At 60.4% G+C, this 22,561-nt stretch carries 22 protein-coding genes; 9 read left to right on the forward strand and 13 right to left on the reverse strand.

Going from position 1 to position 22,561, the window contains the following annotated elements; translation table 11 throughout:
* Nucleotides 1-173: 173 nt before the first annotated feature.
* The 8 genes from F3H58_RS13295 to F3H58_RS13330 all read left to right on the forward strand — a co-directional run bounded on the left by F3H58_RS13295 (nucleotide 174) and on the right by F3H58_RS13330 (nucleotide 8,394).
* On the forward strand, nucleotides 174-1,151 hold the full coding sequence (locus tag F3H58_RS13295) for a substrate-binding domain-containing protein (RefSeq protein WP_080858081.1): 978 nt from the start codon (nucleotides 174-176) through the stop codon (nucleotides 1,149-1,151).
* A gap of 118 nt (nucleotides 1,152-1,269) precedes the next feature.
* On the forward strand, nucleotides 1,270-2,760 hold the full coding sequence (locus F3H58_RS13300; protein WP_149742519.1) for a sugar ABC transporter ATP-binding protein: 1,491 nt from the start codon (nucleotides 1,270-1,272) through the stop codon (nucleotides 2,758-2,760).
* Nucleotides 2,753-3,769, forward strand: coding sequence for an ABC transporter permease (locus F3H58_RS13305; protein ID WP_003521642.1), 1,017 nt, complete (start codon nucleotides 2,753-2,755; stop codon nucleotides 3,767-3,769). Before F3H58_RS13300 ends, F3H58_RS13305 begins: the two co-directional genes overlap by 8 nt.
* Complete coding sequence (locus tag F3H58_RS13310) at nucleotides 3,766-4,761, forward strand: ABC transporter permease (RefSeq protein ID WP_149742520.1); 996 nt, start codon at nucleotides 3,766-3,768, stop codon at nucleotides 4,759-4,761. Before F3H58_RS13305 ends, F3H58_RS13310 begins: the two co-directional genes overlap by 4 nt.
* A gap of 1 nt (nucleotide 4,762) precedes the next feature.
* Nucleotides 4,763-5,611: a sugar phosphate isomerase/epimerase family protein gene (locus tag F3H58_RS13315; RefSeq protein WP_149742521.1), complete on the forward strand. Its 849-nt coding sequence runs from the start codon at nucleotides 4,763-4,765 to the stop codon at nucleotides 5,609-5,611.
* A 26-nt stretch (nucleotides 5,612-5,637) separates the two neighbouring features.
* The gene (locus F3H58_RS13320) at nucleotides 5,638-6,303 is read left to right on the forward strand and encodes a nucleoside triphosphate hydrolase (RefSeq protein WP_149742522.1); all 666 of its coding nucleotides are present in this window, start codon (nucleotides 5,638-5,640) and stop codon (nucleotides 6,301-6,303) included.
* 66 nt (nucleotides 6,304-6,369) lie between these two features.
* Nucleotides 6,370-7,239: a D-psicose 3-epimerase gene (locus F3H58_RS13325; RefSeq protein WP_065657738.1), complete on the forward strand. Its 870-nt coding sequence runs from the start codon at nucleotides 6,370-6,372 to the stop codon at nucleotides 7,237-7,239.
* Nucleotides 7,240-7,398: 159 nt separating this feature from the next.
* Nucleotides 7,399-8,394, forward strand: coding sequence for a hypothetical protein (locus tag F3H58_RS13330; protein WP_149742523.1), 996 nt, complete (start codon nucleotides 7,399-7,401; stop codon nucleotides 8,392-8,394).
* An 11-nt stretch (nucleotides 8,395-8,405) separates the two neighbouring features.
* On the opposite strand, the gene ehuA is transcribed toward F3H58_RS13330, so the two are convergent.
* From ehuA to F3H58_RS13385, 11 genes are all read right to left on the reverse strand, one after another.
* Complete coding sequence (gene ehuA / locus F3H58_RS13335; RefSeq protein ID WP_065657740.1) at nucleotides 8,406-9,185, reverse strand: ectoine/hydroxyectoine ABC transporter ATP-binding protein EhuA; 780 nt, start codon at nucleotides 9,183-9,185, stop codon at nucleotides 8,406-8,408.
* Entirely contained in the window at nucleotides 9,182-9,874 is a 693-nt protein-coding gene (ehuD, locus tag F3H58_RS13340) for an ectoine/hydroxyectoine ABC transporter permease subunit EhuD (RefSeq protein WP_149742524.1), read from the reverse strand. The genes ehuA and ehuD overlap by 4 nt, the downstream gene beginning before the upstream one ends.
* Before the next feature lie 12 nt (nucleotides 9,875-9,886).
* On the reverse strand, nucleotides 9,887-10,552 hold the full coding sequence (gene ehuC, locus F3H58_RS13345) for an ectoine/hydroxyectoine ABC transporter permease subunit EhuC (RefSeq protein ID WP_149742525.1): 666 nt from the start codon (nucleotides 10,550-10,552) through the stop codon (nucleotides 9,887-9,889).
* 60 nt (nucleotides 10,553-10,612) lie between these two features.
* Entirely contained in the window at nucleotides 10,613-11,464 is an 852-nt protein-coding gene (gene ehuB, locus F3H58_RS13350; RefSeq protein ID WP_149742526.1) for an ectoine/hydroxyectoine ABC transporter substrate-binding protein EhuB, read from the reverse strand.
* Between the two features lie 59 nt (nucleotides 11,465-11,523).
* Nucleotides 11,524-12,537, reverse strand: a complete 1,014-nt coding sequence (gene doeB / locus F3H58_RS13355) for a N(2)-acetyl-L-2,4-diaminobutanoate deacetylase DoeB (protein WP_149742527.1) — start codon at nucleotides 12,535-12,537, stop codon at nucleotides 11,524-11,526.
* Between the two features lie 4 nt (nucleotides 12,538-12,541).
* A complete protein-coding gene (gene doeA / locus F3H58_RS13360) occupies nucleotides 12,542-13,720 on the reverse strand; it encodes an ectoine hydrolase DoeA (RefSeq protein ID WP_149742528.1) in 1,179 nt (392 codons plus the stop codon).
* On the reverse strand, nucleotides 13,717-14,730 hold the full coding sequence (gene eutC, locus F3H58_RS13365) for an ectoine utilization protein EutC (RefSeq protein ID WP_149742529.1): 1,014 nt from the start codon (nucleotides 14,728-14,730) through the stop codon (nucleotides 13,717-13,719). The genes doeA and eutC overlap by 4 nt, the downstream gene beginning before the upstream one ends.
* Complete coding sequence (eutB, locus tag F3H58_RS13370; RefSeq protein WP_188128905.1) at nucleotides 14,727-15,746, reverse strand: hydroxyectoine utilization dehydratase EutB; 1,020 nt, start codon at nucleotides 15,744-15,746, stop codon at nucleotides 14,727-14,729. Before eutB ends, eutC begins: the two co-directional genes overlap by 4 nt.
* Before the next feature lie 68 nt (nucleotides 15,747-15,814).
* On the reverse strand, nucleotides 15,815-17,263 hold the full coding sequence (gene ehuR / locus F3H58_RS13375) for a MocR-like ectoine utilization transcription factor EhuR (RefSeq protein WP_149742530.1): 1,449 nt from the start codon (nucleotides 17,261-17,263) through the stop codon (nucleotides 15,815-15,817).
* A gap of 170 nt (nucleotides 17,264-17,433) precedes the next feature.
* Complete coding sequence (locus F3H58_RS13380; protein ID WP_149742531.1) at nucleotides 17,434-18,837, reverse strand: aspartate aminotransferase family protein; 1,404 nt, start codon at nucleotides 18,835-18,837, stop codon at nucleotides 17,434-17,436.
* 13 nt (nucleotides 18,838-18,850) lie between these two features.
* Nucleotides 18,851-20,329 (reverse strand): NAD-dependent succinate-semialdehyde dehydrogenase, encoded by a 1,479-nt coding sequence (locus F3H58_RS13385; protein WP_149742532.1) that lies wholly within the window; start codon nucleotides 20,327-20,329, stop codon nucleotides 18,851-18,853.
* Nucleotides 20,330-20,450: 121 nt separating this feature from the next.
* Between F3H58_RS13385 and F3H58_RS13390 the strand changes: the two genes are divergently transcribed.
* Nucleotides 20,451-20,918 (forward strand): Lrp/AsnC family transcriptional regulator, encoded by a 468-nt coding sequence (locus tag F3H58_RS13390; protein ID WP_003521623.1) that lies wholly within the window; start codon nucleotides 20,451-20,453, stop codon nucleotides 20,916-20,918.
* A gap of 23 nt (nucleotides 20,919-20,941) precedes the next feature.
* On the opposite strand, the gene F3H58_RS13395 is transcribed toward F3H58_RS13390, so the two are convergent.
* Nucleotides 20,942-21,751 carry a cyclase family protein gene (locus tag F3H58_RS13395; RefSeq protein WP_149742533.1) on the reverse strand — a complete coding sequence of 270 codons (810 nt, stop codon included), beginning with the start codon at nucleotides 21,749-21,751 and terminating at the stop codon, nucleotides 20,942-20,944.
* 173 nt (nucleotides 21,752-21,924) lie between these two features.
* Nucleotides 21,925-22,561, reverse strand: a 637-nt coding sequence (locus F3H58_RS13400; protein ID WP_149742534.1) for an MFS transporter, incomplete at its 5' end; no start/stop codon positions are given.

A 22,561-nucleotide genomic window follows, 5' to 3' on the forward strand; every position in this document is an offset into this window, starting at 1 on the left:
TTATGGTTATTGCACCATCGATTGTGCAACTTGGCAATATCGATTGTGCAAGATGGTTGCTGTGGGAGTGGCAAGGGAGAGTCTCGAATAAGCGAGATGAGAAATTTTGAACGCGCCAGATGAAAAATGGCTGCGGCGGGTTTCGTTTGCCTAATTTTTTGAGGAGGAACATCATGAAGAAAATTATTGCTGCAGCGGTCGGCCTGTCGCTCGCGTTGCTCTCGTCCACCGCCTTTGCCGAAGGGCCGAAGGTGGGCGTTGTCGTCAAGATCGGCGGCATTCCGTGGTTCAACGCCATGGAGGCCGGCATCAAGGAGCAGAGCAAGAAGCTCGGCGTTGACGGTTTCATGGTCGGCCCGACCAGCGCCGATCCCGCCCTGCAGGTCCGCGCCATCGAAGACCTGATCGCCCAGAAGGTCGATTTCATCGGTGTTGTGCCCAATGATGCGAAGGTGCTGGAGCCGGTGCTGAAAAAGGCCCAGGCCGCCGGTATCAAGGTCATCACCCATGAATCGCCCAAGCAGCTTGGCGCTGACTGGGATTTCGAACTGGCTTCCGCCAAGGGTTTCGGCGAAGCGCATGGTAAGCTCTTGGCGGAAAAGATGGGCGGCAAGGGCTCCTATGCCGTCTTCGTCGGTTCGCTTACGGTTCCGCTTCACAATGCCTGGGCGGATGCCGCCATCGCCTACATCAAGGCCAATTATCCGGACATGAAGCTCGTCGGCGATCGCTACGGTGTCGCCGAAGATCTCGACAAGAGCCGTTCGACGGCGCTTGACCTGATGTCCGCCAATGCTGACCTGAGCGGTTTCCTCGCCTTCGGTTCGCAGGGGCCGATCGGCGCCGGGCGTGCCGTCGAAGAGCGGCGCAAGGATGGCAAGGTCTTCGTCATCGGCCCGTTCTCGCCGGGGCAGGGCGCCAAGCTCATCAAGTCCGGCGCGCTGACGGGCGGCTTCATGTGGAACCCGAAACAGGCCGGTGAGGTCTTCATCACCCTCGCGGACCGTATCGCCAAGGGTGAGACACCCAAGGCCGGCGACAATATCGAAGGTCTCGGCACCATCAATCCCGAGGGCAACACCATCGTCGTCGACCAGCTTTTGAAGATCGACAAGGAAAGCATCGACAAGCTCGTTTCCATGGGCCTCTGATCCTCCCCAAGGCCAAGGGCGTCGCGCGGGGTGTAATACGCGCGCGACGCCTCATCAGGAAAAACATGCCGAGCGCCACGTCTGCAATGCTGCCGCGGCGAAGGAGATTTACATTATCATGAGCGCAGAACCGCTCCTGTCCCTCAAAAATGTCAAAGTCACCTTCGGCGGCGTCCGCGCGCTGAAGGGCGTTTCTTTCGAGGTCAATCCGGGTGAAGTGCATTGCCTTGCCGGCGAAAACGGCTGCGGCAAAAGCACGCTGATCAAGGTCATAACGGGCGTCTATACGCCCGAAAGCGATGCCGAACTTTATTTCGACGGCAAGCAGATCACTGCGATGACCCCAACGCTTGCGCAATCGCTTGGCATTCAGGTGATCTGGCAGGATCTGGCGCTGTTCGATGAAATGACGGTGGCTGAGAACATCGGCTTCCAGTATGCGGTGAATGGAAAATACGGGCTGGTCGACAAGCGCGCCATCGAACAGGCTGCCGAAAAGGCGCTGGCCCGGCTCGGCGTCGAGATCGATCTTGATAAGCCGCTCAAGGAACTGCCCATCGCCCAGCGTCAGATCGTGGCGATTGCCCGCGCACTGGTCGGGGAAGCGCGGCTGGTTTTCATGGATGAACCGACCGCGTCGCTCACGCAGTCGGAAACGGATTACCTGATCGACATCGTCCGCAACCTGTCGGCCTCCGGCGTCGCGGTTGTGTTCGTCTCGCACCGCCTTGCGGAAGTGCTTGAGATTTCAGACCGCATAACCGTTTTGCGGGACGGCTCGCTTGTCGGCGTCTTTCCCGTTGAAGGCATGACCCAGTCTCGGGTGACTGAGCTGATGACCGGCCGCAATTTCGACAGCGCCGTCATCGCCGCCGATCACGATGACAAACCCGTCGTTCTCTCGGTGCGCGGGCTGAGCCGGGCCGGCGAGTTCGAGGATGTTTCGTTCGATCTGCGGCGGGGCGAAACGCTTGGCATAACCGGCCTCTTGGGAGCCGGTCGCACGGAACTGGCTTTGACGCTGTTCGGCATGCATCGGCCGCAGTCGGGTGAAATCCTGATTGACGGCAAGAGGGTGGATTTTCATTCCAACCGCGATGCGATCCGGGCGGGCGTCGCCTATCTTTCCGAAGACCGGCTATCGCTTGGCCTCAACCAGCCGCAATCCATTGCCGACAATCTCGTCATGGCGTCGCTCGACCGGCTGTTGAGCGGCGGCCTGATCTCACCCTCTAAAAAGGCGGATGTCGTTTCCCGCTGGATTTCAGCGCTCGGGGTGAAGATCGGCCTGCCGGAAGATCCGATCCGCACGCTCTCGGGTGGCAACCAGCAGCGCGTGGCGATTGCCAAGTGGCTGGCGATCGGGCCGAAAATCCTCATCCTCGATGCGCCGACCGTGGGGGTCGATGTCGGCGCCCGCGCCGGCATCTTCGAAATCGTCCGCAAGCTCGCCGCAGAAGGTCTTTCGATCATCGTGATCTCCGACGAGCCGCCGGAAGTTTATTTCAATACAGACAGGGTCATCCACATGGTCGAAGGCCGGTTCCACGCCACCTATGATCCGCGACGCCTGTCGCTCACCGAACTGGAGGCCGCCATCTATGCGTAGGCTCATCCTCGGACATACAACCGAATTCACGCTGCTTGTGGTCATGGTGCTGCTCTGCACGGGACTGTCCTTTGCGACCGACCGCTTTCTCACCATTTCCAATGCATTCGACGTGCTGAATGTCTCGGCGGTCAATATCATCTTCGCGGTTGGCCTGCTCGTGGTGCTGATATCGGGCGGTATCGATATCTCCTTCGCGGTCGCGGCCTCCGTCGTCCAGTATGTGACGGTGCTGGCGCTCAATGCGCTCGGCGGCGGCAACTGGGCGGAAGGTTTCATCATTGCCGGCGCGGTTGGCCTTGGTCTCGGTTTCGTCAACGCCTTCCTCGTCTGGCGGCTCAACATCATTTCCATCGTCGCGACCATCTCCACCTTCAACATCTTCTTCGGGCTGTTGATGTTCTTCACCAAGGGCGTGTCGATCTACGACCTGCCCGAATGGCTGTCGACGCGGGTGGTGTTTTACGAGCGCGAGATGTCCGATGGTTCCTGGGTCGAGCTGACGCTGCCCGTCGTGGTCATGATCCTCTGCTGCTTTGCCACCTGGTTCATGATTTCGCGCACCACCGTCGGCCGCAAGCTTTATGCATTCGGCGACAATCCGGAAGGCGCACGCCGCTTCGGCATCAATATCGGCGCCATGCATTACATTTCCTTCGGCTGGCTCGGTCTGATGGCGGGCATTGCCGGGCTCATGCAGGCGCATTACGCGCAGGAAGTGGTGCCGAACGCGCTTTATGGCCGCGAGCTGGATGTTCTTGCCGCAACCGTGCTTGGCGGCGCGCGGCTTGGCGGCGGCAAGGGCTCCGTCATCGGCTGCGTGCTCGGGGTGCTGATGGTGTCGATCACCCAGAACGGCCTTAACCTGATGGGCGTTTCGCCCTTTGCCTTCAAGATGATCGTCGGTGCCATCATCCTCATCGCCATCACGCTCTCTTCCACCCGCTTCGACAAGCTTTTGCCGAGTGCCTTACGGACATCCGCAAAGAAGGGGAGCGCACAGCGATGAGCAGTCTCGTTCGGAAATTCAACTCGATTTTCGGTGCCGACATGGCCGGGCCAGTGCTTGCCTTCATCGCTGTCATGCTCATTTTCGGAACCTTTGCCGATAACTTTCTCTCGCTCGCGACATTCGGTTCGGTCGCCTTCCAGCTGCCGGAACTTGGCCTGCTGACACTGGCGATGCTGCTGCCGCTGCTGACGGGCGGCATCAATCTGTCTGTTACCTTCGCCGCCAATCTGTCGGGTCTCGCCGCAGCCTGGGTGTTGCAGGCCCATGGCGGGGTGGATGCGCCGCCGAGTGCATTCCTGTTCGCCTGCCTTGCCGCACTTGTCACCGGCGGCGCTGCCGGCGCGATGACGGGGGCGGCGATTGCCTACACCCGCGCGCACCCCATTCTGGTGACGCTGTCGATGATGATTTTCCTGCGCGGCCTTGGCGAGTTTCTCACCCGTGGTGGAGACGTTTCCGGTTTCCCTGCCTACATGGCGCCGCTCGGTCACGGCACGCTTCTCGGCCTGCCGGTCCCGCTTCTGATTTTCATCGTCTGCGTCGGCCTCTGGCATGTGCTGCTGACACGAACCAAGCTCGGCTTCGGCCTGTTGATGATCGGCTCGAACATCGAAGCCGCGCGTTATTCCGGCCTCAATACGCGCAAGATTCAGGTTCTCGTCTACACGCTCTCGGGCCTGATGTGTGCGGTTGCCGGCATCATCATGCTTGCCCGTTTCAACTCCGTCCGTGTCGGCCACGGGGAATCCTATCTGCTGATCACGGTGCTGGCGGCCTTTCTCGGCGGCATCAATCCGTTCGGCGGTTTCGGTCGGGTGCTGCCCGTCTTCGTCGCCCTCATCGTTCTGCAACTGCTGTCGTCCGGCCTCAATCTTCTCGGGGCCAACCAGCATCTGGCAACGGCGCTCTGGGGCGTGCTGATGATTGTCGTCATGGCGGCGCGCGGCCTGTTTTCAAGCTACTTCGCATCTCTCAGAAAGAAGGTATGACGTGAAAGGCTTCGGTGTTCACGCAATGATGTGGTCCCTGAACTGGGACCACGAAAATGCCAGACGGTCCATCGCCGCTGCTGCGGATTACGGTCAGGATTTCATCGAGATTCCGCTTATCGATATCCCTGCTGTCGATGCAAAACACACGCGCGCCCTGCTGGAGAAATACGGCTTGCGCGCCGTCTGTTCGCTGGTGCTGCCGGAGCCCGCCTGGGCGTCCGTGCGCCCCGACGCGGCAATCGACCATCTGAATGCTGCGCTCGACAAGGCCGCAGAAATGGGCGCGGAGGCGCTGACGGGTGTTACCTACGGCGGCACCAATGAGCGAACCGGATTTCCGCCGACGCAGGGCGAATATGACAATCTGACAAGGTCGCTCTCCAGGGCTGCCGGTCACGCAAAAACACTCGGCCTGCAATTCGGTATTGAGACCGTCAACCGCTACGAAAACCATCTGCTCAATTCCGCCGAACAGGCGGTGGCGCTGGTGGAGCGCATCGGTGCCGACAACATCTTCATCCATCTCGATACCTTCCACATGAATATGGAGGAAAAGGGCATCGCCAACGGTATCATCGCCGCCCGCAATCACCTGAAATACATGCATATGTCGGAAAGCGACCGCGGCACGCCGGGCTGCGGCAATGTTGCCTGGGACGAGGTGTTTTCGGCGCTCGCAGCCATCGGCTTCAAGGGCGTGCTGACGCTCGAAAGCTTCGCCGCGATGCCCAGGGAGATGGCCGGTGCGATTTCCACCTGGCGGCCAGTTGCGCCCAGCGCCGATGAGGTTCTCGACAAGGGCCTGGCATTCCTGCGCGACAAGGCAAACCAGTACCGCATTTTCTGAAAGCACTCATTATCGGGGCAAGCACCTTGAGTAAAATTGACGATAATGCCCGCGAGATTGCGGGCCTTGCCCTCCAGCGACTGGAAGGGTCAAAGGGCCGGCGTGTGATGATTGCGATTGCCGGTGCGCCAGGATCGGGAAAATCAACCATTGCCGAATGCGTGGTCGATGCGTTGAACGCAGGCGAAGGCGTATCGGCCGCAATGTTTCCGATGGATGGTTTTCATTATGACGATGCCGTTCTGGAAGAGATGAAGCGCCGTCCCTTCAAGGGCGCCATCGATACGTTCGATGCCCACGGCCTGCGCCACATGCTTGAACGCCTGAAGGCCAATGAAGACGATGTCATTGCCGTCCCCGTCTTTGACCGCGCCATCGAAATCGCCCGCGCCGGTGGCCGCCTGATCCCGCAATCCGTCGATATCATCGTCTGCGAAGGCAATTATCTCCTCGCCGGCCAGTCGCCATGGGATCGCCTCAAGCCGATCTTCGATCTCACGATTTTCGTTGATGTCGACGAAGACGATCTGCGTGCGCGGCTGAGAGACCGCTGGCGAAGCTTCGGTCTCGGCGAGGACGAGATCAACCGGAAGGTGGAGGAAAACGATCTCCTCAATGGCCGCTTCATCACGTCCACAAGCACGGAGCCGGATATTCGCATCGGAAATCCGGGAAGCAGTTCCGCGTCCTGAACCTGCCTGAAGGGCTGCGCCTCCCTATTCAAAGTCAAGCGAAACAGAAAAGCGAAAGAGACCCCCATGAAACACGGCATCTATTACTCCTACTGGGAACATGAGTGGAGCGCCAAGTTCGGCCCCTATATCGAGAAGGTCGCCAAGCTCGGTTTCGATATCATCGAAGTCGCCGCCCACCACATCAATGAATACAGCGACGCCGAACTCGCCGTCATCAGGCAAAGCGCGAAGGATAACGGCATCATCCTCACCGCCGGCATAGGCCCTTCGAAAACGAAGAACCTGTCGTCAGAGGATGCCGCGGTTCGCGCAGCCGGCAAGGCGTTTTTTGAACGTACCCTTACCAATGTCGCCAAGCTAGACATCCACACCATCGGCGGCGCGCTGCATTCCTATTGGCCAATCGATTATTCGCAGCCGGTCGACAAGGCGGGCGATTATGCGCGCGGCGTCGAAGGCATTCACGGCATCGCCGATTTCGCCAATGATCTCGGCATCAACCTGTGCATCGAAGTCCTCAACCGCTTCGAAAACCACGTTCTCAACACGGCGGCCGAAGGCGTCGCTTTCGTCAAGGATGTCGGCAAGAACAACGTGAAAGTCATGCTGGACACCTTCCACATGAATATCGAGGAAGACAGTTTTGGCGAGGCCATCCGTACGGCGGGCCCGTTGCTGGGGCATTTCCATACCGGCGAGAGCAATCGCCGCGTACCGGGCAAGGGCAGAATGCCATGGCACGAAATCGGCCTCGCCCTTCGCGATATCAATTACACCGGCGCGGTCGTCATGGAGCCTTTCGTCAAGACCGGCGGCACGATCGGCTCCGACATCAAGGTGTGGCGCGATCTCAGCGGCGGCGCCGACCTCGCGAAAATGGACGAGGATGCCCGCAATGCCCTGGCATTCTCCCGTTTCGTGCTTGGCGGCTGATGCCCCATGAGCGCATTGACCGGGCGGCGGCTATCTGTCGCCCGGGCAGCCACTGCCATGTTCGCCCGCCATCGCCGAGTTGAAAAGACAACCGCTTGTGGGCTAAAGCACTGATGTCTCTTCGGGATCAAAACGATCCGCCCAAGACCATTGGTTTGCATGATCCCTGTCGCACTCCCGTCCGTCGAAGCGTTGCTTCTCCTTGCCTTCTTGCTCATCACGACCTTCGTATGGATCGTCTGGACGCTCCTGCTGTTCGTACGATATGTGGCAGGCCGCTGGAAGCGCCCGATGATCCTGCCCTATGGGCTGGTAACCGCCGTCGCGCTTTTCACCCTCTTTCGGTTCGGTGATTTTTATCTGCAGATGCGCGCCTACGACAAAGAGAGGACGGCAAGCCATCGGCCGGAACTGCTCGAGCCGGCGCGCCTTGGCCAGATCGATATGCCCAAGGGCACCAAACTCGAACTGGCCATTGCCAATAACAGGGAAGCCTTCGACCGGGCCGTGTTTCCGCATCCGGTGCGGTTGGCGGATATCGATGCCGTCGAGATCGCCCGTTATATCGCGATAAAAACCAACGATAATTATGAAACAGTGGGCTTTACCCCGCAGACCATGCGGATCACCGGCAACGGCGTGACCACCCAGAACGGCTGGCGCTGCGACGCGACGCAACCGGTGGAGTTCGATCTTTCGCCCGATGGCGGCATCTCCGCTTTCAGCAATTGCACTCTTTCGGATGGCAATGTTGTCGACGGCATCCCCCTGCCGAAAGGCACGTCCCTGCGCTCCTCCACAGGCAATGTCTATATCGATGGCTTCGTCGATTCCGATAGATGGGTTCTCGATACGGCTCAGGGCCAGACCATTCACATCGACAGTTTCGATCTTTTCGAGGCAACGCTTGCCCTTGATGGCGAGCGAAAACTCCACGAGATCAAAAGAGGTGTCCTGTCAAAAGACGCAACGTTCGGGACGCTTCACCATGCCGCCGGAACAAATATTCGTTACAATCCCCGGCATCTTCGCAACGACTATCCCGGCGCGTGGTTGATAATCGCGCCTCTGCCGGCTTCCGATACTCCACCGGTGCCATCGGATGATATCGTGCAGGGCAGGGACGGAAAGGTTCTGTCCAGCCCTGCCGACTGATTGCACGAGGGTCACCGTAAGACGGAAGCGAGAAATTCGCGGGTGCGGTCTTCTTTCGGCTGGCCAAAAATCTCGTCCGGTTTCCCCTGTTCGCAGATGCGGCCCTTGTCGAAGAAGCAGACGCGGTCCGAGACTTCCCGGGCAAAGCGCATTTCGTGGGTGACGAGAAGCATCGTCAGGTCGTGCTCATGGGCCAGATCGCGGATGACGGACAGCACTTCGCCGACCAGTTGCGGGTCGAGCGCCGAGGTCGGCTCATCGAAAAGCAGGACACGCGGACGCATGGCAAGCGAGCGGGCAATGGCGACACGCTGCTGCTGCCCACCGGAAAGCTGCACCGGATAATGATCCTTCTTATCCGCCAGCCCGACCATCTTCAGCAATTCGATTGCGCGCGCCTCCGCCTCCGCGCGGCCGATGCCCAGAACCCGCACTGGCGCTTCCACGATATTGCGAAGGACGGTCATATGGGGAAAGAGATTGAAGCTCTGGAAAACCATGCCGACATGGTTCCTGATCTGGCGCAGATGCTTTTCAGAGGCTTTGAAAGGTCCTTTGCCTCCCGGCTCATGGTAGGACATGTCGGCAAGGGTCAGCTTTCCCTCCTGGAATGGTTCGAGCGTCATGAGAATGCGCAGGACGGTTGACTTGCCGGAGCCGGAAGGACCGATGAGGGTGACTTTTTCGCCCTTCGCCACGCTGAAATTGAACTGGTCGAGCACCGTCAGAATGCCGAAGCGTTTCGTGACATCGGAAAATTCGATCAGTGGCTGGTTGGTGTTGTTGGTCATCGCAAGGGTATTCCTGCTTTTGGAAGTGCCCTTTGCAGGCGGCTGAGGCCTGCCGAGCAGATTATGGTCAGAAGGAGGAAGATCAGGCCCACAAGCGTCAGCGGCACCAGATATTCGAAGGTGCGCTCGCCGATCATATTGGCAAGCCCCATCATCTCCAGCACGGTGACGACGGAAAGCACCGGCGTTTCCTTGATCATGGCGACGAGATAGTTGCCCATGGCCGGGACGATGCGCGGAATGGCCTGTGGGATGATGATATCCCGATAGGTCTGCATGTGTGTGAGATTAAGCGCCGTCGCCGCTTCCCATTGCCCGTGATGCACCGCCTCTATGCCGCCGCGATAGACCTCGGACGTATAGGCGGCATATTGCAGGCCGAGCGCCAGCGCGCCGGTCAGAAACGCCGGCAGGACAATGCCGAAATCCGGAAGCACGTAATAGAGAAAGAACAGCTGCACCAGAAGCGGCGTATCGCGCAGGAATTCGACAATCAGCGCGGTCGGCCAGGGGATCATCCTGACGCGGCTGCGGCGCAGCAGCGCGAAGACGAGCCCCAGAACCAGCGCGATGGCAAAGCCGGCGGCGGCGGCTTTCAGCGTCACCGTAAGCCCGATCAGGATGATGGGCAGGATGGAGGTCGTGTAGGTGAGCCAGGTGGTCGTGTCCCATTCGTAACCATACATCATGAGAAGATATCCTTACGAATGGCGCGTGCGCGGGAAGACGTTGCCACGGCGCACGAAGCGTTCGATCACCCGGATGACGACCATCAGGATCAGCGACATCGCGAAATAACAAAGCAGCGTGATCGAATAGATGCTGGCGCTATCCAGCGTCAGGTTGCGGATCGACTGCGCCGCAAAGGTGAGGTCGGCAATCGAGATCAGCGACACGAGCGAGGAAAGCTTCAGCGTCTCGATGGCCAGATTCCCGAAAGCCGGCATCATTTCAACGATCGCCTGTGGCAAGGAAATGCGAAAAAGCGTCTGCATGCGTGTGAAGTTGAGCGCGCGTGCGGCTTCCAGCTGCTCCACCGAGACGGAGGACAGCGCGCCGCGAACGATTTCCGCTCCGTAACCGCCAGCGTGGGCGGCAAGCACCAGCACGCCGGTGGTAATCGGATCGAAGCTCAGCCCGACCAGCGGCAGGGCATAATAGAACCAGAAGAGCTGCACCAGCAGCGAAGTGCCGCGGAACACTTCCGTGTAACAAAGCGCGATGGTCGACAGGATCGGTCCACCCTCGACGCGCAGAATGCCGAAGAAAAAGGCGAGCACCGTGCCGACGACAAGGGCTGCGAGCGTAATCGTCATGGTGACGATGGCACCTTGCCATAACATCGGCAGATAGGCGGTCATGTCCATCTGGCGTTTTCCCGAGTTTCCGAGGAACGGCGCCCGGTTATGGCCGGGCGCCGGCTGGCATTATTTGCCGGCGCAGAGATCGGCGACCTTCTTTTCGGCCGCCGCCGCGATACTCTGTTCGGACAGGCCGTATTTGGCGAGGATTTTCTTGTAATCGTCGGTCTTGCGGAATTCGACGAGTGCGGCGTTGAAGGCGTCACGCAGCTCCTTGTCTTCCGGCCGGAAAGCGAAACCGCCGTAGTTACGCACGGGCGCATCCTTCACGACCGGATCGGTGAAAGGCTCGACCTGCTCGACATTGGCCTGACCCTTGGCGAGTTCCGAAACCGTCAGTTCCGTCGCGGCGTAGGCGTCGGCCCGGCTCTGGACGGTGGGAATGGCATCGGCGTTGGCGGGGATGAAGACGATCTGCTCTTCCTTGACGCCGACCGCCCGCAGGAAGTCGACATTGTTGGCGCCCGACACGACGGCCACCTTCAGCGAGGGGTTCTTGGCGATGTCGGCATAGGTGGTCAGCTTCTTCGGATTGCCCTTTTTCACCAGCAGGCCTTCGCCATAGGACGAATTCGGCTCGGTAAAGGCAACCTGCTTGCAGCGCTCGGGCGAGATGTTCTGTTCTGCGGCTGCAAAATCGAAGCGACGGGCTTTAAGGCCGGGGATCAGCGTGCCAAAGGGCGTCACTGTCCAGTTGACCTCTTCGATGCCCATCGATTTCAGAACCGCATTGGCCACATCGGGGCCGATGCCGGCGGAGGTGCCGTCGGGTTGCATGTAGGAATAGGGCACTTCATTGGCCGTGGCGGCGCGGATATAGCCCTGGCTTTTGACTTCCTCGACAGTCAGGGCGCTGGCGGATGTCACGCCGATGGTAAGGGCGAGGGCGGAAAGCCCGGCAAGTCTGGTAATGTGCATGTTCTTACTCCTCTGGTTGGGTTGCGCGGTCCGTTTTCGGATCTCACGATGATTTTTGGCTAGGTATTCTCCGTGACCGTGGCGATGACGGAAAGGCAGTCGCCGGCTTTGATGAGGCCGGGAACGTGGCGCGCGGCAAGCACGCCATTGATGGAGGCGCGGTAATCGACCGGCGCGAGGCCGGTTTTGCCGACGGGATAAACCCGGGCGATTGTTTCACCCGCCGTGACCGCGTCTCCCAGATCGCGGACAAAAGCGACGAGGCCGTCGTCTTCGGCAAAGGTGAAGCAATCGCTGGACGGCATGTCCAGCCAGCGGCTTGGCGCAGGTGCCGGTGCGCCGGCGAGGATGCCGGCATGGCGCAGCAGATTGACGGTGCCTTTCCGGGCGATGTCGATCGATCTTGCGCTCGCCGTGCCGGCTCCGCCGAGTTCGGTCGTGACAAAGACCTTGCCCATTTCCTCGACCGTTGTGTCGAGCATGCCGACGGCATCGATTTCCAGCATCTTCATCGAATAGGGCGCCGCAAAAGCCGCCACCGCTTCAAAACACCGGGCTTCCTGTGTCTTGTCGGGCAATTCGTGGGCTGCGGCATAGGGCAGGAAATCAAGCGTCCTGCCGCCGGAATGAAAATCGAGAACGATATCCGCAAGCGGTATCAGATGGCGGGTCGCGTAGTCGGCGATCTTCTCCGTCACCGTACCATCAGGGCGGCCGGGAAAGCTGCGGTTCAGGTTTCCCTGGTCGATGGGCGAGGTCCGTGTTCCCGCGCGAAAGGCCGGATAGTTGAGCGCCGGCACGATGATGACGCGCCCGTTCACATCCGCCGGATCAAGCGTGTGGGCGAGTTCGAAAAGTGCTGCCGGTCCCTCATATTCGTCACCATGATTGGCGCCGGTCAAAAGGGCTGTCGGCCCTTCGCCATTGGCGATGACGCAGATCGGGATCATCACCGAACCCCACGCGCTGTCATCGCGGCTGTATGGCAGCCGCAGATGACCGTGCTGCACGCCCTTCGCGTCAAAATCGACGGAGGGCGTGATCGGCGAGGGGCGATGCGCGGTCTTCAACATGGTCTCAGCCTTTCACGAAGAGTTGCCGCGGCACATTGGAAAGGCATTCGACACCGGTTTCAGTGATGGCGATGCTTTCGGTGATTTCGAGGCCCATGTCTTCCAGCCAGAGACCGGTCATGAAATGGAATGTCATGCCGGGCTTCAGCTCTGTGCGGTCGCCGGGGCGAAGGCTCATGGTGCGCTCGCCCCAGTCCGGCGGATAGGAGAGGCCGATGGGATAGCCGGTGCGGTTGTCCTTGATAATCCCGTATTTTTTCAGGACGGCGAAGAAGGCATTGGCGATGTCCTCGCAGGTGTTGCCCGGCTTTGCGGCGGAAAGACCGGCTTCCATGCCCTCAAGCGTTGCTTTTTCCGCATCGAGAAACGCCTGTGTCGGCTTGCCGAGAAAGACGGTGCGCGACAGCGGGCAATGATAACGTCGGTAAGCGCCGGCGATTTCGAAGAAAGTCCCTTCGCCTGAGCGCATCGGCTTGTCGTCCCATGTCAGGTGTGGCGCGGACGCGTCTGCACCCGAAGGAAGCAGCGGCACGATGGCGGGATAGTCTCCGCCGAATTCGGCGGTGCCGCGAATGCCGGCATCGTATATTTCTGCCACGAGATCGCATTTGCGCATGCCCGGCTCAACGACATCGACGATACGCTTGTGCATCAGCTCGACGATCTTGCCGGCCTTGCGCATATAGTCGAGTTCGGTCGGGCTTTTCACCGCGCGCTGCCAGTTCACTTGACCGGCGGCATCCTTGAAACGGGCGTTCGGCAGATGTTTCTGCAGAGACGCAAAGGCGGCTGCCGAGAAATAATAATTATCCATCTCGACACCGACCGTCAGGCCAGACCAGCCGCGCTCCTCGATTATCTCAGACAGCAGGTCCATCGGGTGACGTTCGGTCGATTGAACGTAGTGATCCGGATAGCCGATGATATTGTCATGGGCGAGATAGGCTGTGCGCCTGGCGCCGTTGGCATCCTGTTTGCGGCCGTACCAGATCGGCTCGCCCTCCGGCGGCACCAGCACGCATTGGTGCACATAGAAGGACCAGCCGTCATAACCGGTCAGCCAATGCATGTTGGACGGGTCGGTGACGACCAGAAGATCGATCCCGGCCTTTTCCATGGCCTTGCGGGTTTTGGACAGGCGCGCGGCATATTCCTCGCGCGTAAAGTTCAGCGTTACGCTCACGCTGCGTCTCCCATTTTTATGCTGTTTTCGATGGTTTGACCGCTCTTGGCTTCCTTTGCGCGGGCAAAGGCGAGATTGGCGATAGCCGTGTCCTGCACGCCGGTGCCGGTCAGATCGGCAAAGGTGATGTCCTTGCTCGACATGCGGCCCTGCACCTTGCCGGCAATGACGTCCCCAAGTTCGGCGAAGTGCTGATCCGACGCGGCGTGGCCGGCGGCGATGGCATGATGCAACTCACCGAGAATGCGGGTCTGCGAGATGCGGTCCGCGACATAGCGCGCTCTGGCGAATACGGCTGGATCGATCTCGTTCTTGTGTTCGGCATCCGATCCCATGGCTGTCAGATGCTGGCCTTCTTCCAGCCAGTCGGCAAAGAGGATCGGCTTTTCGGCTGGTGTCGTTGTCACGATGATGTCGGCGCCCCGCGCGGCGGCCTGAGGATCGGCCATGGCGGTGACTTCGATGCCGTGTTCGCTGGCGAAATCGCCCGCAAGTCTCTTGGCCTTGTCATGGTCGCGTGCCCATATCCGCGCCGATCTGATCGGGCGCACCAGCATCACGGCTTCAAGCTGCAAACGCGCCTGCATGCCCGCCCCGAATATTGCGGCGACGGAGGCGTCTTTGCGGGCCAGATGCCGCGTCGCGACTGCACCGGCCGCGGCGGTTCGCACATCGGTAAGATAGCCGTTATCGAGGAGAAGGGCCTCCACCAGTCCGGTCTTTGCGCTGAAGAGGATCATCAGGCCATTGAGGCTGGGCAGACCGAGTTTCGGATTGTCAAAGAAACCGGGGCTGACCTTGATGGCGAAACCGTCAAAGCCCGGCACATAGGCCGTCTTCACATCCACTTCGCCGCGAAATTCGGGGATATCGAGCCGCAGGATCGGCGGCATGGCGACGGCTTGCGTTGCGAGCGCCGCAAAGGCCCGCTCCACGCAGTCGACAGCGGAAAGGTCGAGCTTCACGACAGCCCGCAGGTCTTTTTCGGTCAGGATGGTGATGCGGCTCATGCGGCTCCCCCGTCGATGATTGTTCTGTGGACCGCCGGATCGATATTTCCGCCCGACACGATGATGGCGGTCGGGCCGCTGATGTCGATCTTGCCGGACAGGATGGCAGCGAAACCAACGGCGCCCGCGCCCTCCACCGTCAAGCCTTCTTCGCGCGCCGCATGGCGGATGCCGGCTGCGATCTCGTCTTCGGAAACCAGCACGATCTCATCGAGAAGCGTCTGGCAAAGCGCGAATGTCACGCGGTTCTCCAGTCCAATCCCGCCGCCCAGCGAATCCGCCAGCGTTTCTTCCTCAAGGACGGCGACGGGCCGACCGGCTGCGACCGACGCCTGCATCGCTGCACCCCGCTCCATGGAAATGCCGATGACCCGTACCCGTGGTTTCAGCGCCTTCACCGCAACGGCGATACCGCCCGCAAGGCCGCCGCCGGAAAGAGGAACGAGCACCGTCGTCAGTCCCGGCATGTCTTCGACAAGCTCGAGACCGATCGTGCCTTGACCGGCCACGACGTCAGCATCATCGAATGGCGGGATTGCGGTCAGGCCACGGCTTGCAGTCAGGCGCTCCGCTTCCTCCTGCGCGTCATCCTGTGACCTGCCGACGATCCGGATCTCCGCACCGAGCGCGCGGATCGCCTCCACCTTGTTCGCCGGTACGAGTGCCGACATGCAGATCGTGGCGGGAATTCCGAGCTTGCTGGCCGCATAGGCCACGGCGCGGCCGTGATTGCCTGTCGAGGCGGTGACGAGGCCGCGCCTGCGTGCCTCATCGTTAAGCGAGAGGATAGCGTTCATCGCGCCGCGCAGTTTGAAGGCGCCAATGGGTTGAAGGGTTTCAAGTTTGAGATGAACGGGATGACCACAGCGTTCGGAGAGATTGTCCGAGAGAACCAAAGGTGTTCGCTCCACCTGTCCGGCAAGCCCCGCAGCCGCCTGCTCTATCGCGGCCAGCGAGACCGGAAGCAGGGTTTTGTCGGCGGATATGGACAGGTTTTCGCTCTTCATGATTGTCATGTTGAGAGCGAAGTAAAATCATGTCAATTGTTATATTGTAATGATTCAATGATTTTCGGGCGGCCGCCTCAGCCGATTGAACCGATATCGTAGACTGGCGGCAGTTGCTCGAGGGTCTGCCGCACGGTGGTCAACGCCTTGACGAGGCTTGGGTGATTGAGGCGGCCGCCGAGGCATATGCGGATGCCGCCGCCATGGCCGAGGCCGGCGATGAATGGTTCCGACGGCGTGACCGCGACGTTCTGGTTTGTGAGCGCGCGCACCAGGCCGTCCTCCGTCCAGCGCGGTGGAACCTTCAGCCAGGCGCAGAAGGAGAGGGGGTGGCTCGAGGCGATATGGTCGCCCAATATGTCCGTGGCGATCTTTTGCCGCGCACGCACTTCGGCGCGCTGGACATCCAGCAGCCGCCCTGCGGTGCCGTTTTCGACCCAGCGCGTGGCGATTTCGGCCGTGAGATAGGTTCCGCTCCAGCTCGATACACGCAGGATAGAGGCGGCGCGGATGGAGTATGCGGGCGGCACGACGAGATAACCGACGCGCAGCCCGGTCAGCACCGTCTTGGTAAAGCTGGTGACGAAAAAGCCCAGATCAGGCAGCATTTCGGTGATGGATGGCAGATCATCCTCGATGATCGGGCGATAAACTTCGTCCTCAATGACAAAGACGCCGTACCGTTCGGCAATCGCCGCAATCGCCCGCCTGCGCTCCGCACCCGAAACATGCCCGGTGGGATTGTTGAGGGTGGGAATGAGCACCAGCGCTTTGACGCCTCCGGCTGTACAGGCGGCCTCCAGCGCGTCCGGCAGAATGCCCTCTTCGTCGGTGGGCAGGCCCTTGAGGCTGAAGCCCAGAATGTTCGACAGGCCGATAATGCCGTGGTCGGTGAGGTTTTCGCAGAGAACCACGTCGTTCGAGCGGATAATGCAGCTCAAGGCAAGGAAAATGCCGTGCGCAGCACCGTTGGTGACAAGAATACGCTCCGCGCCGGCGGTCACGCCCATCATGCCAAGCCAGATCCGTGCGGTTTCGCGATGGCTGTCGAGGCCCGCGACCGGCCGGCAGGGGCGCATGAAGCCCGAATTGTCACCATCGGCCAATTCGCGAAGGATGGTGCGCGAGGCGTTTTCATGGTCGTCGAGATAAACGCCGCGGATAATGGAGAGATCGAGCACCTCGGTCGGGCTGTGATCGAGCATCATGCGGCCCGCCCGGTCCGTCACCCGTGTCTTTACGAAAGTGCCGCGGCCGATTTCGCCGCTGAGATAACCCAGCCGCTCGGCCTCCTTGTAGGAAAGGCTGACGGTCTGGACGGAAAGGCCGAGTTCGCGGGCAAGATCGCGGTGGGTTGGCATGCGGTCCATCGGCTTCAGGACGCCGGCATCGATATCGGCAATGATGCGTTCCGTCAGGGCGGAATGTTTGGTTTCGCCCTTCTGCTTGGCAAGCGACGGCCGCCATGCCACCGGTTTGGTTGCGGAAACCGGATCGGAGCTGAGCGGATTGGCTTGACGACGCATGAAATTGTCTCGTTTTTGACGAAGGTAATTTCATGACATTATGCACGCTTCTGCGAAAAGATGAAGCCTTATGCAGCGCAGATGACAACTGCGCCGCAAATAGGCGCAGTTGTCATGCCATTGCTGTCGAAATGGGCAGCAGTGGTGACCGTTGAACGCCGAGGCTGGCGTCAGATTTTTTCGCCGGCCCGCACCAGATCATCCATGACGCTGCGCACGGCCGCTTCGGCGATGGCGATGATCTCGTCCACCTCCGCCTTCGTTGTGACAAGCGGCGGTGCAAAGCCCAGAATATCGCCATGCGGCATGGCGCGCGCAATAAGGCCGCCGTTGCGCGCCGCCTTTGAAACGCGCGCACCGACCGTGAGGCTGGGGGCAAAACGTGTCTTCTTTTCACGATCCGCCACGAATTCGATGGCTCCCATCAGGCCCACACCGCGCACCTCTCCGACGATTGGGAGCTGCGCGAACCTCGCCTTCAGCTGCTCCTGAAAATAGCTGCCGACGGCACGCGCATTGCCGGGCAGGTCTTCCTTTTCGACAATGTCGAGCACGGCATTTGCCGCAGCCGCACCGATGGGGTGGCCGGAATAGGTGTAGCCATGGGAGAAGGCCCCGACGCGATCGGCGCCTTCCTCCATCACCCTGTAGACTTTCTCCCCCACGATGGCGCCGGAGAGCGGGAAATAGGCCGAAGTCAGGCCCTTGGCGACGGTGATCAGATCCGGCTCGATGCCGTAATGTTGCGAGCCGAACATGGAGCCTGTACGGCCGAAGCCGGTAATCACCTCATCGGCAATCAGCAGGACATCGTATTTTTTGAGAACGTCCTGTATCGCCGGCCAGTAGCCTTCCGGCGGCGGTGTGATGCCGCCCGTGCCAAGCACCGGTTCGGCAATGAAGGCGCCTATCGTGTCGGGGTCTTCGCGCAGGATGAGCTCTTCCAGTTCGTCGGCGCGCCGTTTTGAGAATTCCAGTTCGGTTTCACCGGCTTCCGCACCCCAGTAATGGTGCGGAACGCCAGTGTGCAGCACGCCGGCGCGCGGCAGGTCCATGTGGTCGTGATAAAAGCTCATGCCGGTCATGGAGCCGGAAACCACGCTGCAACCGTGATATCCCCGTTCGCGGGAGATGATTTTTTTCTTCTGCGGCTTGCCGCGCAGGTTGTTGTAATACCAGACGAGCTTGGCCTGGGTCTCATTGGCGTCCGAGCCCGACATGCCGTAAAAGACCTTGCTCATCTTGCCGGGCGCCATCTTCACCAGCCGGTCGGAAAGGATCGCCAGCTCGTCTGTCGTGTGGGCGGCGTAGGAGTGATAGTAGGCGAGCCGATAGGCCTGACGGGAGATGGCCTCCGCCACCTCGGTGCGACCGTAACCGACATTGACGCAATACAGACCTGCAAAGCCATCGATCAGCTGTTTGCCATGCGCGTCCTGAATGCGGATGCCCTTGCCGGTTTCGACGATGGTCGGTTCACCGAGTTTGCCGCTGGCGAAATCCTTCAGCTGCGTGAAGGGATGCAGAACCGCATTTCGATCCATTTCCGCGATGTTTTTGATGTCGATGGTCATAGGCGAGTTCCTTTCAGGCAGCCAGGTTGCCGAAGCAGACATATTTGGGTTCGAGATATTCCATGAGGCCATGACGCGAGCCCTCGCGGCCTAGGCCGGATTGTTTCCAGCCGCCGAATGGAATGGGCGCGCCGGTGAATTTCGGGGTGTTGACGGCAACCATGCCGTATTCCAGCTGATCGGTCAGGCGCATCGCCCGGCCGAGGTCGTTGGTGTAGACATAGGCGGCAAGCCCCATTTCCGTGGCATTGGCGCGGCGGACCACCTCCCGCTCGTCATCGAAGGGCAGGATGGCGGCGACCGGACCGAAGGTTTCTTCGCGCGCGATCAGCATGTCGTCTGTCACATCGGCCAGCACGGTCGGGGTGACGAAATTGCCGCCGAGCGGGCTGTCCTGCCCGCCGCAGACGAGGCGCGCGCCGGAAGAGAGCGCCTGTGCGATCTGCTGACGGCACTTTTCGGCAACGGATGGTCGTGTCATCGGCCCGATGTCGATACCGGGTTCAAGGCCATTGCCGACGGTCAGTCTGGAGGTCGCATCGGCAAACCGCTCAATGAAGCGGTCATAAAGCCCGCGTTGAACATAGATGCGGTTTGCCGCAAGGCAGTCCTGTCCCGATGTGGCGAATTTGGCGGCGAGGCAGCCTTTCACGGTCTGGGACAGGTCCGCATCGGCGAAGACGATGAAGGGTGCGTGGCCGCCAAGTTCCAGCGAGGCTTTTTTGATGGTCGCCGCTGATTGCGTAAGGAGGAGCCGTCCTACCTCGGTCGAACCGGTGAAGGAAAATGCCCGTACCTCGGTATGCTCCAGCAGGCGGCGCGCGAGCGGCGCGGCTTCACCCGGCAGAACCTGCAAAACGCCGGCCGGCATGCCCGCCTCCTGCGCAAGTTTTGCCAGTGCCAGTGCCGAAAGCGGTGTTTCCGGTGCCGGTTTGACGATCATCGTGCAGCCGGCAGCAAGGGCCGCGCCCGCCTTGCGGGCGATCATGGCTGAGGGAAAGTTCCAGGGCGTAATGGCCACCGTGACGCCGATCGGCTGCATCCGCACGGAAAGATTGCCGCCTTTGAGGTGGCTTGGAATTGTCTCGCCATAGGATCTCTCGCCTTCGCTCGCAAACCAGTCGAGAAAGGCGGCCGCATAGGAAATTTCGCCGAGCGATTCCGCAAGCGGCTTTCCCTGTTCGGCGCTGATGATAACAGCCAGGTCGCGGGCATTGTCACGCATCAGCCGGCCCCATGCCCGCAGGATATCGCCGCGTTCCACGGGCAGCATGTCCCGCCACCGTAGAAGTGCTCTGCCGGCGGCCTCGACTGCGGCGTCCACATCGTTCAGGGAGCAGGAAGAGACATCGAGCAGATGATCTCCGCTTGCCGGATCGACAACGCCCAGCGTCTCCTTGCGCGCCACCCATTGCCCATCCAGAAAGGCACGATGCTCGATCAGCTCCCGTCGGTGAAGGTTTTTAAGCGCTGCGCTGGCGATAGCTTCCATCGGCAAGTTCCCTTTTCGTTTGCCAGAAGCTTAACTGCGCTGCATGATTGATCGACAGCGTTTAAGCACGCTTCGACGCAGGAATAATGCTTAGTTCGACATTGAGATGCAGGAATCCCGCATGACCCAGATTGACCGAGCCGACCGTGCACTGCTTGACGCCGTGCAGAAGAACAATCGCCTGACGTCGGAGGAGCTCGCCAAAATCGTCAATCTGTCGCCAACCGCGTGCCAGCGTCGGTTGAAGCGTCTGCGTGATGAAGGGGTGATCGAAGCCGATGTGGCAATCGTTTCGCCCAAGGCCGTCGGGCGCGGCATCACCATGATCGTTCTCGTCTCGCTGGAGCGAGAAAGGGCCGATATTGTCGATCGTTTCAAGGCCGCCATTCGCGCCACGCGGGAGGTCATGATCGGTTATTACGTGACGGGTGACGCCGATTTCATCCTGGTGATCACGGCCAAGGACATGGAAGACTATGAGGCCTTCACCCGCCGGTTCTTTTACGAGAACCACGATATCAAGGGGTTCAAGACGATGGTCGTCATGGACCGCGTCAAGGCCGGCTTCGCCTTTCCAATCGATCCATGAGTGAAGGGAAGGGCTGTCCGGAATCAGACCAGGGCCAGAATCCGGGCCGGGCCGCCCGTTCCGCCGCGGTGTGCCGGCGCGCCGACGATTATGGTCGCTCCCTTGACCGGCAGAGCCTCGAGGTTGTTCAGCCCTTCGATGCCGTAGCGCCCCGCCGGCAGCCAGGAATTGTGAACCGCGAAATCTGCGGAGTTGCCCGGATCCAGCGAAAGCGTGTCGACGCCAATGGCGACGGTATCGAGCTTGAGCAGAAGGTCGGTCGCCGATTTGCCGAAACCGGGGAAGGCGAATTTTCCGGCGTCGTCATTGCGGAATGAGGGGCTCTTCACTTTGGTTGCCCAGCCGGAGCGCAGGGCCACGATTGCACCTGCCGGAATGTCGCCATTCGCAGATATCCAGCGTTCGATGTCTTCGGCTTCAATGGTGGAATTGGCATCGTCTTTGGCGCGGTCGGTGATGTCGACGATGACAAGCGGCGCCACAAGTTTCTGCGGCTCCAGCTGGTCGACGCTCGCTCCATCCGCGCTGAAATGGAAAGGCGCATCGATATGGGTGCCGGTATGTTCGTAGATGGTGAGTTTGTGGAGCTGATAGCCGTCCTTGGCGATCTCCGCTGCCCACTCGTATTCGATGCCCGGTTTGCCATCGAATGTAGGAAATGTGGAATCATAGGTATGGGTGAGATCAACGACCTGCCGGGGCGATTGCGCCAGCACCGGCGCCGCCAGGCTGCCCGCCGTCATGGCCGTTAAACCGGCCGCGGCGCCCTTGAACAGCAGGCGTCGTGACAGCATGTTCCGTTTTACGGTCTCGATCACGCAATTGTTGCACATGCCTCAGTCCCTCCATTGAGAAATCCCTGGTCTCAAGCGTAGCGCAAAGGTGGAGTGACGCAAGGCAGGACCTGCCCCAATTTTTAACCTGTTGCAGGTGGCGGCTCCGGAAATTAGCCGCTCATCCTGTTGCCGCGGGCGTCATGTCGCCCGCGGCCCAGGAGTGGCAGGGATCAGTCGCGACGCTGCACGACGGCGAGTGCGACCGTCAATGCGGCGAGGACGGCAGTGAGAGCGAGCGGCGCGGTCGCACCGTAGGAGTCAACGATATAACCGCCGAGTACCGCGCCAATGCTGATCGCCACCTGGAAAGATACCACCATCAGGCTGCCGGCTGCCTCCAGAGCATCGGGTGCACCACGGGAAAGGTTGGTCGGCAGCACGACCGGCCCCATGCCGAATGCAAGGCCCCAAAGTGCGACGAGAGCAAAAGCCGCAGTCGTATGAGCGCCCCAGATAACGAGGGCGATCGTCGCAAATGCCATCACCGCGGCAGTGACGATGAGAGCAACCCGGATACTGGCGTCAGCCATCCGGCCTCCGACGACATTGCCGATCACCGAGGCAACGCCAAATCCGAGCAGGGCGAGTGCAATCGGCGTGGTGTCAAGAAGCGTGACCTTTTCGAGGAAGGGACGCACATAGACCGAGCCTGCAAAATGCCCCGTCATCAGCAACAGGATGGCAAGCATACCGAGCTGAACGCTGCGGCGCCGCGTCAATCCAAGGACATCGGAAAGACTGTTGCTTGTGCTTGCCGGCAGTGACGGCAGGCTGAGTATCTGAAGCAGCATGGCAACTATGGCAAGT

It is taken from the genome of Rhizobium sp. NFACC06-2 (assembly GCF_900101425.1).
In the GTDB taxonomy this organism is placed as follows: Bacteria; Pseudomonadota; Alphaproteobacteria; order Rhizobiales; family Rhizobiaceae; genus Agrobacterium; species Agrobacterium leguminum.